General features: G+C 75.4%; 10 protein-coding genes. 7 read left to right on the top strand and 3 right to left on the bottom strand.

Annotated elements, in window-relative coordinates; genetic code table 11:
* Positions 1 to 155 precede the first annotated feature (155 nt).
* Complete coding sequence (locus tag O7598_RS21925) at positions 156 to 947, bottom strand: DNA-formamidopyrimidine glycosylase family protein (RefSeq protein ID WP_269693182.1); 792 nt, start codon at positions 945 to 947, stop codon at positions 156 to 158.
* A gap of 107 nt (positions 948 to 1,054) precedes the next feature.
* Here O7598_RS21925 and O7598_RS21920 point away from each other — a divergent pair, with 107 nt between their 5' ends.
* On the top strand, positions 1,055 to 2,302 hold the full coding sequence (locus O7598_RS21920) for a hypothetical protein (RefSeq protein ID WP_269693181.1): 1,248 nt from the start codon (positions 1,055 to 1,057) through the stop codon (positions 2,300 to 2,302).
* A gap of 100 nt (positions 2,303 to 2,402) precedes the next feature.
* On the opposite strand, the gene O7598_RS21915 is transcribed toward O7598_RS21920, so the two are convergent.
* On the bottom strand, positions 2,403 to 3,191 hold the full coding sequence (locus O7598_RS21915; protein WP_269694937.1) for an SAM hydrolase/SAM-dependent halogenase family protein: 789 nt from the start codon (positions 3,189 to 3,191) through the stop codon (positions 2,403 to 2,405).
* A gap of 110 nt (positions 3,192 to 3,301) precedes the next feature.
* Complete coding sequence (locus tag O7598_RS21910; RefSeq protein ID WP_269693180.1) at positions 3,302 to 8,263, bottom strand: Lhr family helicase; 4,962 nt, start codon at positions 8,261 to 8,263, stop codon at positions 3,302 to 3,304.
* Between the two features lie 178 nt (positions 8,264 to 8,441).
* Here O7598_RS21910 and O7598_RS21905 point away from each other — a divergent pair, with 178 nt between their 5' ends.
* The 6 genes from O7598_RS21905 to O7598_RS21880 all read left to right on the top strand — a co-directional run bounded on the left by O7598_RS21905 (position 8,442) and on the right by O7598_RS21880 (position 14,938).
* Complete coding sequence (locus tag O7598_RS21905; RefSeq protein WP_269693179.1) at positions 8,442 to 8,795, top strand: hypothetical protein; 354 nt, start codon at positions 8,442 to 8,444, stop codon at positions 8,793 to 8,795.
* Positions 8,796 to 9,257: 462 nt separating this feature from the next.
* The gene (locus tag O7598_RS21900; protein ID WP_269693178.1) at positions 9,258 to 12,089 is read left to right on the top strand and encodes a Na+/H+ antiporter subunit A; all 2,832 of its coding nucleotides are present in this window, start codon (positions 9,258 to 9,260) and stop codon (positions 12,087 to 12,089) included.
* The gene (locus O7598_RS21895; protein ID WP_269693177.1) at positions 12,086 to 12,565 is read left to right on the top strand and encodes a Na(+)/H(+) antiporter subunit C; all 480 of its coding nucleotides are present in this window, start codon (positions 12,086 to 12,088) and stop codon (positions 12,563 to 12,565) included. Before O7598_RS21900 ends, O7598_RS21895 begins: the two co-directional genes overlap by 4 nt.
* Positions 12,562 to 14,067 carry a Na+/H+ antiporter subunit D gene (locus O7598_RS21890; RefSeq protein WP_269693176.1) on the top strand — a complete coding sequence of 502 codons (1,506 nt, stop codon included), beginning with the start codon at positions 12,562 to 12,564 and terminating at the stop codon, positions 14,065 to 14,067. The genes O7598_RS21895 and O7598_RS21890 overlap by 4 nt, the downstream gene beginning before the upstream one ends.
* Positions 14,064 to 14,678 (top strand): Na+/H+ antiporter subunit E, encoded by a 615-nt coding sequence (locus O7598_RS21885; RefSeq protein ID WP_269693175.1) that lies wholly within the window; start codon positions 14,064 to 14,066, stop codon positions 14,676 to 14,678. Before O7598_RS21890 ends, O7598_RS21885 begins: the two co-directional genes overlap by 4 nt.
* Complete coding sequence (locus O7598_RS21880; RefSeq protein ID WP_269693174.1) at positions 14,675 to 14,938, top strand: monovalent cation/H+ antiporter complex subunit F; 264 nt, start codon at positions 14,675 to 14,677, stop codon at positions 14,936 to 14,938. The genes O7598_RS21885 and O7598_RS21880 overlap by 4 nt, the downstream gene beginning before the upstream one ends.
* Positions 14,939 to 15,032: the final 94 nt, after the last annotated feature.

The following is a 15,032-nucleotide window of genomic DNA, read 5'->3' as shown; positions in this document are numbered from 1 at the left end:
CGGGGCGCGGCGGCCGTCACCCCGGCGTGGCGGGCGTACGCGCTGCTGACGATCGGTGAGCGGTCCACCGCAGCATGCGACACCGAGAGCGTGGGAGGGAATTACCCAATCGTCCGTATCTCAGGTGATCTTAGATGGTTCGTGGAAGTTCCACGTCAATCGCGTTCCGGCTGGCAGACCGGACACCAGTAGGTGACCCGCTCACCCAGCTCCTCCTTGCGGATCGCGGTCCCGCAGCGCCGGCACGGCTGCGCCCGCCGGCCGTAGACGTAGCTCGTCCCGCCCCGGCGCAGCACCCCGGTGGTGCTCTGCGTCCAGCGACCCCGGTTGGCCGCCAGCAGCCGCTGGGCCAGCGTGACGGTGCCGGCCAGGTCGGGCACCGCCCGCACCGGCGTCCACGGCGACACCCCGCGCAGGAAGAGCACCTCGCACTTGTAGAGGTTGCCCACCCCGGCCAGGTTGCGCTGGTCGAGCAGCGCCTCGCCGATGCTCTGCTCCGGGTGCGCGGCGAGCCGGCGGACCGCCTCGTCCGGATCCCAGTCCGGGCCGAGCAGGTCCGGGCCGAGGTGCCCGACAAGCGAACTCTCCTCGGCGGTCGGAACCAGCGCCACCTCGTGCAGGTGGTAGCCGACCGCCACCGCGCCGGGGGAGCGGAGCACCACCCGGATCAGGTGGGCCGGCCGGGCCGTCCACCGTTCGCCCGGCGCGTACGCCCGCCAGGCGCCGTCCATCCGCAGGTGCGAGTGCAGCGTCCGCTCCTCGCCGGCCGGGCCGTCGAGGCGCAGCAGCAGGTGTTTGCCCCGGCTGGCCGACTCGCGGACGGTCCAGCCGGTCAGGTCGGTGGTGGCGAGCTGCGGCACGCGGAAGTCGGACCCGGTGAGCCGGGCCCCGGCCAGCGCGCGGTGCAGGACGCGGGCGGTGTTCCAGACGGTGTCACCTTCGGGCACGCCACCATTCTCCCCGACCGAACGAAATTCGCATGTTTCGCTATTTGTACCTATGTTCCCCTTCATCCGATTGGCGGCAAGGATCAGGGGGTTCTGAGGAGAATCCCATGGCCCGTGTCCGCCGTACCCTGAGCGCCCTGACCGCCCTGACCGCCCTGACCGCCGGCGTGCCCGGCACTCCCGCGTCGGCCGCGCCACCGGCCGCCGGCTCGCCGTCGGGCGCCGCCGCGCCCGACGCCGAGCGCTGGTCCGCCGACCTCGCCGTCGCCGGCGGCGACGACGTCAACGTCACCTGGCGATCCGGCCGCCTGCGGCTGGCCGACACCCGCCCCACCACCCGCACCCGCCCGGCCGCCGCGGCCGGCCCGGTCGCCGAGGGCATCCTGCTCTCCGCGCCGCGCGTGCTGGACCGGCCCGCCACCCGGGTACGCGCCCGGCTCGCCGCCCGGGCCCGCGACGGCGGCACGGCGACGGCCCAGGTGCGCGGCTGGCGGTCCGGCCGCTGGACCGAGTGGCGCGACGCCGCCGAGGCGGTCTTCGACCAACCGGTCACCCGGGTGCAGGCCCGGGTCGTGCTGACCACGCCGGACGCCGCCGCCGAGGCGACAGTGACCGGGCTGACCCTCGCCGCCGACCGGGCCGCCCCCACCGCGGCCCCGCCGGCCGTCGCACGCACCTACCGGGTGTACGCGACCAGGATCGGCCTCGTCGGCGGCGTCACCGCCAACGGGCACACCGTCGGCGTCCGCGACCACTTCGCGGCGCTGCCCACCCGGCGCGGCCTCTCCCCGCGCGGAACCGGCGACTACACGGTCAAGGTCTGCACCACCGGCGGCAGCCGCTGCGAGTACGCGCCGGTCTGGGACGTCGGCCCGTGGAACACCCGGGACGACTGGTGGAACCCGCCGACGGTCCGGGAGAACTGGCGGGACCTGCCGCAAGGGCTGCCCGAGGCGCAGGCCGCCTACCAGAGCGGCTACAACGGCGGGCGGGACCAGTTCGGTCGGACCGTGCGCAACCCGGCCGGCCTCGACCTGGCCGACGGCACGTTCTGGGACGGGCTGCGGCTCACCGACAACGCGTGGGTCACCGTGACACTGCTCTGGACGGCCGGCGGGCTGCGGGGGGTCGTCGGCTCCGGGCCGCTGAACCTGCGCAGCGGGGCCGGCACGTCCTACCCGAGCCGGGGCCTGGCCGCCACGTATGCGCAGGTGCCGATCGAGTGCTACGTGACCGGGCAGCGGATCGCCGGGCCGTACCGCACCACCACCCGGTGGTACCGGCTGACGGGCGGCTTCTACGTGAGCAACGCGTACCTGTCCACGGTCTCCGGCGGCACCCCCCCACCCTGCTGACCCCCCGTCCCCGCCCCCGTTTCGTTGATCTTGCAGTTTGTGCCAGGCTTTTGCGGCTTTCGTAACTTTTGTCGGGGCACAAACTGCAAGATCGCGGGGCTCAGCGGGGCGTGACGGTGACCAGGTCGCCGGGGGAGAGGGTGAGGACGTCTGCGGCGCGGCCGGTGCGTACCGCCACGGCCACCAGGCCGGCCGAGTCGACGTAGACCACCAGGCCGCCCGGGGCGGCGTCGCCGAACGTACGGCCGTGCACGGCCCCGCGGCCAGCCACCCGCACCCGGGCCGGCAGCCCGTCGAGCAGGGCGCCGGGCGCGGCGAGCTGGACGTTGCCGAAGTGGTCGACGGTCAACACCTCGGCGGTGAAGCCGGCGGCGTCGGCGCGGACCACCGGCTCCGGCAGCCGGGCCAGAATCGCCGGGTCGACCGCCCGCCCCGCCCCGGCCAGCGGCGCGCCGAGCGCCAACCGGGCCGCCACCGGCGCGAACACGTCCCGCCCGTGGAAGGTGCGGGGGATGGTCGGCGCCAGCCACCACTCCGGGTCGGTCAACTCCACCGCGTCGGTCACCCCGCCGAGCGCCTCGGCGGCCGGCAGGAGCAGCCCGTTGTCCGGCCCGACCAGCAGCCCGCCGGGCGTGGCCAGCGCGACCCCGCGCCGCTCGGTGCCGACCCCCGGATCGACCACCGCGACGTGCACCCCGACCGGCAGGTACGCCACGGTCTGCGCCAGCACCGCCGCGCCCCGGCGGACGTCGGCCGGCGGCACCAGGTGCGTCACGTCGATCACCCGGGCGGCGGGCGCGAGCCGGGCGAGCACCCCGTGACAGGCCGCCACGAACCCGTCGGCGAGCCCGTAGTCCGTGGTCAGCGAGACGCAGGACGGTGCATGCATCTCGACCATCCGTCCTCCACAGGGTGCGAGATCCCCTTCGAGATCCAGGTACGAAACGGCCCTCGACGGGGCCCGGTACCAAGATCTCACGGTCGAGCCGGTCGAGCCGGTCAGCCGCGTAGGCGCAGGCCGCGGGGGGTGGCCCGGAAGCCGGCGGCGGTGAGCGCGTCGCGCAGCGGCGAGGAGTGCACCGCCTCGCCGTCGGCGCGCTCCACCGAGATCGCGCCCAACGCGCCGGAGTGCACCGCGTCGGCCAGCGCCTTGCCCGCCGCGCCCAGCGCGTCCACGTCGTCGGTGAACGACAGGATCGTCCGCCCGCCCCGCTCGACGTAGAGCACCAGGTCGCCGCCGACGAGAACCACCAACGCACCCGCCTTCCGCCCGGCCCGGTGACCGGTGGCCGGGGCCGCGCCGTCACCCGAGTCGACCACCCGCTCGGGCCAGGGCAGCGCGGCGCCGTACGGGTTCGCCGGGTCGGTGGCGGCCAGCACCACTGTCGGCCCGCCGCCGCTGCGGCCCCCGTCGGCCGGGTCGGCCAGGGCACGGATCCGGTCGACCGCACCGGGCACCGCGAACTGGGCCGCGCCCAGGCCTTCGACGAAGTAGCCGCGCCGGGCCGCCCCGCGTTCCTCCAGCGCGGACAGCACCGGATAGACCGCGGCGAAACCGCCGGTCACCTGCTCGGCCATCACCGCGCCCCGGGTCACCACGCCGTGCCGCTCCAGCAGCAGGTCGGCCAGGGCGGCGGCCCGGCGGGTCGGGTCGAGGTCACGCTCGGGCAGCCGGGACCAGCGGCCGGCCATCGTCGGCGGGCCACCGCGGCTGGGCAGCGCCGCCCGGCCGGGGCGGCGGTAGCGGGTCCGCGGGGCCGACGGCCGGGACCGGTGCGCCCCGCCGGCGCCCAACGCGGCGCGCAGCGGCGCCAGCGTGTCGTTGGTCAGGTGCCCGGCCCAGACCAGATCCCACACCACTGCCGACAGGGCGGCGTCGTCGGTGGCGCCGACCCGGTCGGAGAGCGCGCGGAAGAAGAGCGCCTGCCCGCCGGCGAGCGCGTCGAGCACCGCCTCGTGCGGCGGGGTGAGCGTCAGCGCCTCGTCCGGCGGCGGCAGCAGCAGCGGCGCCACGTCGGCGTACGCCAGCGTCACCCACCCGTCGCCGCCGGAGATCGCGCCCGCGCCGGCCCAGACCAGCTCGCCGCTCGCGCACAGCTCGTCGAGCTGGGCGGGCGAGTAGTCGGCGACCCGGGCCGGCAGCACCAGCCGCTCCAGCGCGGACGCCGGCACGGTCACCCCCTGCAACTGCTCGACGGTGGCGGCGACCGCCTCGACGCCCCGGGCCGACGACCCGACCTGCTGCCAGCGGGGCAGGAACGCGGCCAGCGCCCGGGGTGGCACCGGCTCGATCTCCCGGCGTAGCGCCGCCAGGGAGCGGCGGCGCAGCAGGCGCAGCACCTCGGCGTCGCACCACTGCGTGCCCACGCTGTCCGGCGCGAACTCGCCGGAGACCACCCGGCCGTTCGCCGCGAGCCGGCGCAGCGCCTGCTCGACCACGAACACCCCGAGCCCGAACCGGGCCGCGCAGGTCGCCGCCGCGAACGGGCCGTGGGTGCGGGCGTAGCGGGCGACCAGGTCGCCGAGCGGGTCGGCCACCGGCGCGAGGTAGGCCTCGGCCACCCCGACCGGCAGCGCCACCCCGAGCGCGTCACGCAGCCGGGCCGCGTCCTCGACGATCACCCAGCGCTCCTCGCCGGCGATCCGGAGCCGCAGCACCCGGCGGGCCGCCGCCAGCTCCTCGGGCCAGGCCTCCGGCACCCCCCGCTCGGCCAGCTCGGCGGCGCTCAGGTCACCGACCACCCGGAGCAGCTCGACCACGTCCTCGGCGTCGCGGGGCCGCCGCTGCTCGGTGCGCCAGCGCAGTTGGCGTTCGGTCTCGGCGAGCACCGCCGGGTCGAGCAGCTCCCGCAGGTCGACCCGGCCGAGCAACTCGCCGAGCAGCCCGGAGTCGAGCGCCAGCGCGGCGGCCCGCCGTTCGGCCAGGGGGGCGTCGCCCTCGTAGAGGAACGCGCCGACATAGCCGAAGAGCAGCGACCGGGCGAACGGCGACGGGCGTTCCGACTCGACCTCGACCAGGCGCACCTTGCGGGCGGCGAGGTCGCGCATCAGCTCGGCCAGGGCCGGCTGGTCGAAGACGTCCTGCAGGCACTCCCGGGCGGCCTCCAGGGTGACCGGGAAGTCGGCGTACTCGCGGGCCACGTCGAGCAGTTGCGCGGCGCGTTGGCGCTGCTGCCACAGCGGCTGACGGCGACGCGGGTCGCGGCGGGGCAGCAGCAGCGACCGGGCCGCGCACTCGCGGAACCGGGAGGCGAACAGCGCCGACGTGCCGACCGACTCCTCGACCAGCTGGGCGATCTCGTCCGGCTCGAAGACCACCACGTCGGCGCCGGGCGGCTCGTCGGCGGTGTCCGGCAGCCGGACCACGATGCCGTCGTCGGAGGGCATGACCTGGGCGTCCACGCCGTAGCGTTCGGCCAGCCGGCGACCGATGGCGAGCGCCCACGGCCCGTTGACCCGCGCGCCGAGCACCGAGTGCACGGCGAGCCGCCAGTCGCCCAGCTCGTCGCGGAACCGTTCGACCACCACCGTGCGGTCGTCGGGCAGCGAACGGGTGGCCGCCTTCTGCTCGCGCAGGTAGTTCATCAGGTTGCCGGCGGCCCAGTCGTCCAGCCCGCCGGCGCGCAACGCCGCCACCGCGTCGGCGTCGGACTGCCGCAGCAGCGCCCGGACCCGGGCGCCGATCGCCCGGCCCAGCTCGACCGGGCGGCCGAGCTGGTCGCCCTTCCAGAACGGCATCCGGGCGGCCTGGCCGGGGGCGGGGGAGACCAGCACCCGGTCGGGGGTGATCTCCTCGATCCGCCAGGACGACGAGCCGAGCAGGAACACGTCGCCGACCCGGGACTCGTAGACCATCTCCTCGTCCAGCTCGCCGACCCGGGCGGCCCGCTCGGCGCCGGCCAGGAAGACCCCGAACAGGCCCCGGTCGGGGATGGTGCCGCCGCTGGTGACGGCGAGCCGCTGGGCGCCGGGCCGGCCGGTCAGCACGTCGGTCGCCCGGTCCCAGACCAGCCGGGGACGCAGCTCGGCGAAGGCGGTGGACGGGTAGCGGCCGGAGAGCATGTCGAGCACCGCGTGCAGCGCCGAGTCGGGCAGCTCGGCGAAGGGCGCCGCCCGGCGGACCAGCACGGCCAGGTCGCCGAGCGGCCACGGCTCCAGCGCCACCATGGCGACGATCTGCTGGGCCAGCACGTCGAGCGGGTTGCGCGGGTAGTGCAGCTCCTCGATCGCGCCCACCCCCATCCGCTCGGCGACCACGGTGCAGGAGAGCAGGTCGCCGCGATGCTTGGGGAAGACCACGCCCCGGGAGACGGCGCCCACCTGGTGCCCGGCCCGGCCCACCCGTTGCAGCCCGGCGGCGACACTCGGCGGCGCCTCGATCTGCACCACCAGGTCGACCGCGCCCATGTCGATGCCCAGCTCCAGGCTGGAGGTGGCGACCACGGCGGGCAGCTGACCGGACTTCAGCGCCTCCTCGATGTGCTTGCGCTCCTCCCGGGAGACGCTGCCGTGGTGCGCCCGGGCGATCACCGTCGGCGCGCCGGCCGCCGCGCCGGACTGCGCCATCACCTCGGCCGGCTGCCGGGGCGCGCGGACCGGCCCCACCGGCCCACCGAACGCGTCCGCGCCGCGCCGCCCGCCCCGGCCCGCCGGACCCGCGCCGTCGCCGGTCGCCGGGCCGCTGCCGCCGTCAGCCGTGCCGTCGCCGGTCGCCGGGCCGTCATCGCCGGTCGCTAGGCCGCCGTTGTTCGCCGGGCCGCTGCCGCCGGTCGCCGGGCTGTTGCCGGTCGCCGGGCTGTCGCCGGTCGCCGGGCTGTCGCCGGTCGCCGGGCTGTCGCCGGTCGCCGGGCCGTGGCCGGTCACCGGGCCGCTGTCGCGGGTCGCCGGGCCGTCGTTGTTCGCCGGGCCGTCGTCGGCCGGCGGGCCGTCGAGGCCGGGCAGGAGGTCGGATACGCGCACCGGGGCCCCGCCCCGGGTCATGCGGGCGGCCTCCGTGGCGGCCGTCGCCTCGGCCTCCTCGGCGGCCAGCTCGTTGAGGCGCGCGCAGAGACGTTCGGCGCCGCGTCGGGAGTTGGTGAAGACGATGGTGGACCGGTGCGCACGGATCAGCGCGAGCACCCGTTCCTCGACGGCCGGCCAGATCGACGGCCGGCGCGGACCGAGCCCGCCCAGCTCGTCCTCCGGCGGCTCCTGCTCGTCGAGGCGGGTCATGTCCTCCACCGGGACCTGGACGCTGACCTCGATGGTCTTGTCGGCCGCCGGCTGCACCACGTCGACCGGGCGCGCACCGCCCAGGAAGCGGGCGCAGACGTCGATCGGGCGCACCGTGGCGGAGAGCCCGATCCGCTGGGCGGGCCGGTCGAGCAGCGCGTCGAGGCGTTCCAGGGAGAGCGCCAGGTGCGCGCCGCGCTTGGTGCCGGCCACCGCGTGCACCTCGTCGACGATCACCGTGTCCACCCCGCGCAGGGAGTCGCGGGCGGCGGAGGTGAGCAGCAGGAACAGCGACTCGGGCGTGGTGATGAGGACGTCGGGCGGGGTGCGGGCGAAGGCCCGCCGCTCGTCGGCCGGGGTGTCGCCGGTGCGCATGCCGACGGTGATGTCGGGCGGGACGAGGCCGAGCCGGGTGGCGGCCTGGCGGATGCCGATGAGCGGGGTGCGCAGGTTGCGCTCCACGTCGACGGCGAGCGCCTTGAGCGGGCTGACGTAGAGCACCCGGCAACGCCGTCGGGGATCGGCCGGCGGTGCCTCCTTGCCCAGCCGGTCGAGTGACCAGAGGAACGCCGCGAGCGTCTTGCCGGAGCCGGTCGGGGCGACCACCAGGGCGTTGCGGCCGGCGGCGACGGAGCGCCACGCGCCCTCCTGGGCGGGTGTGGGCGCGGCGAATGCCGCGGTGAACCACTCCCGGGTCGCCGCGCCGAAATCCGCCTGCCCCCCGCTCGCCGGGGTCACCTCGTCCGCCACGCCACCAATCCTGCCGCGCCGGTGTGACATCCGGCCCGGCGTCGTGGCGGTTCTGTCCGGCCCGAGCAATTGAACTGATGAATAACGGCTTTAATCCGTTAAGTCTTACTTAACTGCTTGCTTGTGGCGTGCAACATAAAGTAACTTCACTCGCAACGCGGCGCGGCTGGAGGCGTGGATGACCGTTGAGGAGCGAGGCTCCAGGCTCGGCACCGACGTGCTCATCCGCAAGGTCGACAGCCGGCTCGCCACGCTCCGCACCGGCCTCCACGGCACGGAGCTGGAGTTGGCCGAGGAGCTGGCCCGGCGCCTGCGCGAGTTGGTCGTCGCCACCGCGCGCTCCAGCGCCGCCGACCGGGCATTGGTCCGCGCCGCAGTGCACTACTTCGTCCTGCGGCGGGAGAGCCGCGACGCCCGGCTGCCGGTCCGCTCCCTCGCCGACGCGCAGCGCGTGGTCGACCGCACCGCCCGCCAGCTCGCCACCTCCCACCCCGCCGCGGCCGCCCGCCGCGATCCCGCCCCGCTGCGCTGACGCACCGGCTCACGCCCGTCTCCCGGTCCGCGGCCTGCTGCCCGCACCGCTTCTCTCCGTCCCGTAGGGCTGCCCCTTCCACAAAACGAGATGCTTGTTCCATCCGGTGGGAGAGATGTAGATCTTGGTACGAAAGGGCCCCTATGGGGGCCGATTCCTTCCAAGATCTCGCCGAGCCGCCGAGCCGCCGAGCCGCCGAGCCGCCGAGCCGCCGAGCCGCCGAGCCGCCGAGCCGCCGAGCCGCCGAGCCGCCGAGCCGCCGAGCCGCCGAGCCGCCGAGCCGCCGAGCCGCCGAGCCGCCGAGCCGCCGAGCCGCCGAGCCGCCGAGCCGCCGAGCGCGCCCGGGCGGTGCGGCGTTTGGGCGGGTTTCGGAGAAAACGGCGCGCCCGGGTGGGAAGTGGCGTGTGATCGGTCGTGCCCCCAGCGTGCGCCGCCGCGCTGTCACCTCGACCGGGAGTGCGTGTGCTCGTCCTGCTGATCCTGCACCTGGTGGCGGCACTGGTCGCCCCGCTGCTGGTCCGCAGGTGGGGGCCGCGCGCCTGCCTGCTCCTCGCGCTCGTCCCGGCCGCCGCGGTCGGCTGGGCGGTGGCCCACACCGGCGCGGTACGCCACGGCGGGGCGGTCGTCGAGACGTACCCCTGGATCCCGCAGCTCCGGTTCGACGTGGCCCTGCGGGTCGGCACGCTGTCCTGGCTGATGATGCTGCTGGTCGGCGGCGTCGGCGCGCTCGTGCTGGTCTACTCGGCCCGCTACTTCCGGCCCGGCTCGGTCGGGCTGGGTCGGTTCGCCGCCGTGCTGGTGGCCTTCGCCGGCGCGATGCTCGGCCTGGTCGTCTCCGACGACCTGCTGCTGCTCTACGTCTTCTGGGAGCTGACCACGGTCTTCTCCTACCTGCTGATCGGGCACAGCACCGAGCGGCGGGCCAGCCGGTGGGCGGCCGCCCAGGCGCTCACCGTCACCACGCTGGGCGGGCTGGCCATGCTGGTCGGGTTCCTGCTGCTCGGTCAGCACGCCGGCAGTTACCGCTGGTCGGCGGTGGTCGCCGCACCGCTGCCCGACGGCGGCCGGCTGACCGTCGCGGTGCTGCTCGTCCTGGCCGGCGCGTTGGCGAAGTCCGCGGTGTTCCCGTTCAACGCCTGGCTGCCGGTGGCGATGGCGGCACCGACGCCGGTCAGCGCCTACCTGCACGCCGCCGCGATGGTGAAGGCCGGCGTCTTCCTGATCGGGCTGCTCGGGCCGGCGCTCGCCCCCGCCGGGCCGTGGCGGCCGGTCACCGTGGTCGCCGGGCTGGTCACCCTGGTCGCCGGCGGCTGGGCGGCGCTGCGGCAGTGCGACCTGAAGCTGCTGCTGGCGTACGGGACGGTCAGCCAGCTCGGCCTGCTCGCCGTGGTGCTCGGCGCGGGCACCCCGCACGCGGCCCTGGCCGGCGTCGCCATGCTGGCCGCGCACGCGCTGTTCAAGTCCGCGCTCTTCCTCGTCGTCGGCATCCTCGACCACGAGGCGGGCAGCCGGGACCTGCGGGACCTGTCCGGGGTGGGTCGGGGCGCGCCGGTGCTCGCCGTCGTCGCCACGCTGGCGGCGGCGTCGATGGCCGGGGTGCCGCCGCTGCTCGGGTTCGTGGCCAAGGAGGCGGTGCTCGCCGCGTTCACCGACCACCCGTGGGTGCTGGCGGTGCTGGTCGCCGGCAGTGCGCTGACCGTGGCCTACAGCATCCGTTTCCTGTGGGGCGCGTTCGGCACCCGGCCCGGCGTCGCGGACACCGAGGTGACCCGGCCACCCGCCGCGATGCTCGTACCCCCGGCTCTGCTCGCCGTGGCCGGGTTCGCCGCCGGGCCGGCCGCCGGCTGGCTGAGCGGCCTGCTCGAGCCGTACGCGGAGCTGTTCGGTCCGGTCGACGAGCACCTGGCGCTCTGGCACGGGCCGACCACGGCGCTCGGCCTCTCCGCCCTGGTGCTGGCCGGCGGCGCGGCGCTGCACCTGGTCCGCGGCCCGCTCGCCCCGGCGCTGGCCCGGCTGCGCTCGCCGATCTCCGGCAACCAGGGGTACGAGTGGGTGACCCACCGCTTCGACCGGCTCGCCATCGAGGTCACCAGCGTCACCCAGCGCGGTTCGCTGCCGCAGTATCTGGGCACCGTCCTGCTGGCCCTGGTGCTGGTGCCGGGCGGGGCGATGCTGGCCACCGCGCCGTGGCGGGTCGACCTGGCGCCCTGGGACAACCCGACCCAGCTGGTGGTCTGCGTGGTGATCGCGGTGGCCGCGGTGCTCGCGGTCTCCGCCCGCCGCCGGCTCACCGCGATGCTGCTGGTGGGCGTCACCGGCTACGGCACGGCGATGATGTTCGTCCTCTACGGCGCGCCGGACCTGGCGCTCACCCAGTTCCTGGTGGAGACCGCCACCATCGCCGTCTTCGTGCTGGTGCTGCGGCGGCTGCCGGAACGCTTCTCGGCCCGGCCGTTGCGCCGCAGCCGGTGGGTGCGTCGGGGCGTCGGGGTCGCCGCCGGGCTGGTGATGGCCGGTCTGGCGCTGGCGGCGGCCGGCGCCCGGCGGGCGCCGTCGATCTCCGCGGCCTTCCCCGACCTCGCGGTTGCCGAGGGGTACGGCCGCAACGTGGTCAACGTGACCCTGGTCGACATCCGTGCCTGGGACACGATGGGCGAGATCTCGGTGCTCGTGGTGACCGCGACCGGGGTGGCCAGCCTGATCTTCGAGCGCTCCCGCACCGGTCCGCGCCCGCGCCGCCCCCGCCCGGCGATGCCGCGCTCGGGGCGGACGGTCTGGCTGCTCGGTGGGCAGACGCTGGGCGAGCGGCGGCGCTCGATCGTCTTCGAGGTGGTCACCCGGCTGATCTTCCACACCGTGCTGCTCTTCTCGCTGTTCCTGCTCTTCTCCGGGCACAACGCGCCGGGCGGGGGTTTCTCCGGTGGGCTGGTCGCCGGCCTCGCGCTGACCCTGCGCTATCTGGCCGGCGGCCGGTACGAGCTGGCCGAGGCGGCGCCGGTCGGCGCGGGCGTGGTGCTCGGCGCGGGCCTGGCCGTGTCGGTCGGCAGCGGCGTGCTCGGCCTGCTGCTCACCGGCGAGGTGCTGCAGAGCGTCAAGGTGGACCTGTGGCTGCCCCTGCTCGGCCACTTCTACGTGGTCACCTCGCTCTTCTTCGACGTCGGCGTGTACCTGGTGGTGGTCGGGCTGGTGCTGGACATCCTGCGCAGCCTCGGTGCCGAGGTGGACCGGCACGTCGAGGCCGCCGGCGAGCCGGGCCGCGGCCTGACCGTGCAGCGTCAGGGTCCGCCCTCATGACGCGGGGGGCGGCCGGGCCGACGCTGGTGCTGGTGCTGGCGGTCGGGGTGCTCGTCGCCACCGGCGTCACGCTGCTGCTGGAACGCAGCCTGACCCGGATCCTGCTCGGCATCATCCTGCTCGGCAACGGGGTCAACCTGCTCATCCTGCTCGGCGGGCGGTCCGGTGCCGCCCCGTTGGTCGGTACGGCGTCGCCCGGCGGGATGAGCGACGCGCTGACGCAGGCCATGGTGCTGACCGCCGTGGTGATCACGTTCGGGCTGACGGCGTTCCTGCTCGCGGTCGCCTACCGGGCCTGGTTCACCAGCGGCGACGACGAGGTGCCGGACGACCTGGAGGACCGGCAGATCGTCCGGCTGGCCGTGCGCGACGAGGTGGCCGCCGCGGACCTGGGCGGGGAGGGCGCGGGCGACGACCCGGAGCAGGTCGACCCGGAGCCGGCCCGCCGTCGACTGCGCCGGGACGAGGAATCATGAGTGGGCTGGTGCCGCTGCCGGTGGTGGTGCCGCTGCTCGGCGCGGCGCTGACCCTGATCCTGACCGGGCGGCCCCGGTTGCAGCGTTCGATAAGCGTGCTCTGCCTGGGCAGTGTCCTGCTGGTCGCGGTGGTGCTGCTGGTGCAGGCGTACCGGCACGGGCCGGTGGTGGTGCGGGTGGGCGGCTGGCCGGCGCCGGTCGGCATCGTGCTGGTGGCCGACCAGCTGGCGGCGCTGATGGTGGTGGTCTCCTCGGCGGTCACGCTCTGCGTGCTGCTCTACTCGATCGGCCAGGGCCGGGCGGAGACCGGCGAGACCGCGCCGGTGAGCATCTACCACCCCACCTACCTGGTGCTGACCGCCGGCGTGACGAACGCGTTCCTCGCCGGTGACCTGTTCAACCTCTTCGTCGGCTTCGAGATCCTGCTGGCCGCGAGCTTCGTGCTGATCACGCTGGGCGGCACCGAGGCCCGGCTGCGCACCGGCTCGACGTACGTGGTGGTCAGCATCCTGTCGTCGCTGCTCTTCCTGTCCGCCGTGGGGCTGGTCTACGCGGCCACCGGCACGCTGAACATGGCGCAGCTCGCCGGCCGGCTGGACGCGGTGCCGTCCGGCGTACGCCTGACCCTGCAGCTCATGCTGCTGCTCGCGTTCGGCATCAAGGCGGCGGTCTTCCCGGTGTCGGCCTGGTTGCCGGACAGCTATCCGACCGCGCCCGCGCCGGTCACCGCGGTCTTCGCCGGCCTGCTCACCAAGGTCGGCGTGTACGCGATCATCCGGACCGAGACGCTGCTCTTCCCCGGCGGCCGGGTTTCCGGCCTGCTGATGGTGGTGGCCGGCCTGACCATGGTGGTGGGCATCCTCGGCGCGGTCGCCCAGTCGGACATGAAGCGGCTCTTCTCCTTCACGCTGGTCAGCCACATCGGCTACATGATCTTCGGGGTGGCGCTGAGCAGCGTCGCCGGCCTGTCCGGGTCGATCTTCTACGTGGTGCACCACATCACCGTCCAGACCACGCTCTTCCTGGTCGCCGGCCTGGTCGAGGAGCGGGCCGGCAGCACCGACCTGCGCCGGCTCGGCGGGCTCGCCCGGGTCACCCCGGTGGTCGCCGTGCTCTTCTTCGTGCCGGCGATGAACCTGGCCGGCATTCCGCCGTTCTCCGGTTTCCTCGGCAAGCTCGGCCTGCTCCAGGCCGGGGTGGCGGCCGGCGGGGCGCTGCCCGCCGTGCTGGTCGGCGCGGGCACGGTGACCAGCCTGCTCACCCTCTACGTCGCGTCCCGGGTGTGGAACATCGCGTTCTGGCGGAGGCCGCAGGTGGCCACCACCACCCCGGTCGCCCGGCTGCCCGGCCTGATGGTCGGCGCCACCGCCGCCCTGGTGGCGCTCGGCGTGCTGCTCACCCTGGTGGCGGGCCCGCTGTTCCAGGTCACCGCGGACGCCGCCACCGACCTGCGCCAGCGCACCCCGTACGTCCGGGCGGTCCTGCCCCGGGACGTGCCGTGACCGGCGACCCGGGCCGGGCGGCCGCCGACGAGCCGGCCGCCGACCCGCCCGCGGTGGGCCGGGGCGGGCGGCGGCGCGACCAGGCGGTGGCGCTCGGCTGGCTGGTCGCCGCCTGGCTGCTGCTCTGGGGCGACGTGTCCTGGGCCAACCTGCTCACCGGCCTGGTGGTCGGCGCGGCGGTGCTGTTCTTCTTCCCGCTCCCGCCGGTCACCTTCGGCGGCCGGCTGCGACCGGGGCCGCTGCTGGTGCTCGCCGGCACGTTCGCCGGGGAGCTGGTCAGCGCCAGCGTGCACGTCGCCGCCGTGGCGTTACGTCCGGGCTACCGGCCGCGCGGCGCGATCATCGCGGTGCCGCTGCGGGTCCGCACCGACCTGAACCTGGCGCTCACCGCCGAGGTGATCTCGCTGGTGCCGGGCACCCTGATCCTCGACATCGACCGGACGCGGGGCGTGCTCTACGTGCACGTGCTCGACGTGCGCGGCCCCGAGGACCTGGCCGGCAGCCGCGACCGCGTGCTCGCCGTCGAACGGCGCATCGTCCGCGCCGTCGGCTCTCCCACCGAGGTACGCCAGCTCGACCTCGAACCCGTCGAACGGAGGAACCACCCGTGACCGTCCTGCTCGCCGTCGCGCTGACCGTGTTGTTCTCGGCCACCGCGCTGCTCGCCCTGGTCCGGATCTACCGCGGCCCGTCCCTGCTCGACCGGGTCGTCGGCGCCGACCTGCTGCTGGCGGCCATGCTCGGCGCGGTGGGGGCGGAGGCGGCGGTGAACCGGCACGCCACCACGTTGCCGGTACTTGTGGTGCTCTCGCTGCTCGGCTTCGTCGGTTCGGTCTCGCTGGTCCGCTTCGCCGTCCGGGCCGAATCGTGAGCGCGAGGAGTGAGCCGGGGTTGCGAGCCCCGCAGTCGCGAACGGAAGGTGGCTCAGCGTGAGCGCGAGGAGTGAGCCGGGGTTGCGAGCCCCG

It is taken from the genome of Micromonospora sp. WMMC241, from assembly GCF_027460165.1.
Classification (GTDB): Bacteria; Actinomycetota; Actinomycetes; order Mycobacteriales; family Micromonosporaceae; genus Micromonospora; species Micromonospora humi.
Note: the sequence above shows the minus strand (reverse complement) of the source record. Positions and strands in the feature narration are given on the sequence as shown.

Bases quoted from the DNA above. Each gene is read 5' to 3' on its own strand.
- O7598_RS21895 (WP_269693177.1), top strand. From the start codon at position 12,086: ATGACGCGGGGGGCGGCCGGGCCGACGCTGGTGCTGGTGCTGGCGGTC.
- O7598_RS21915 (WP_269694937.1), bottom strand. From the start codon at position 3,191: ATGCATGCACCGTCCTGCGTCTCGCTGACCACGGACTACGGGCTCGCC.
- O7598_RS21905 (WP_269693179.1), top strand. From the start codon at position 8,442: ATGACCGTTGAGGAGCGAGGCTCCAGGCTCGGCACCGACGTGCTCATC.
- O7598_RS21920 (WP_269693181.1), top strand. From the start codon at position 1,055: ATGGCCCGTGTCCGCCGTACCCTGAGCGCCCTGACCGCCCTGACCGCC.
- O7598_RS21890 (WP_269693176.1), top strand. From the start codon at position 12,562: ATGAGTGGGCTGGTGCCGCTGCCGGTGGTGGTGCCGCTGCTCGGCGCG.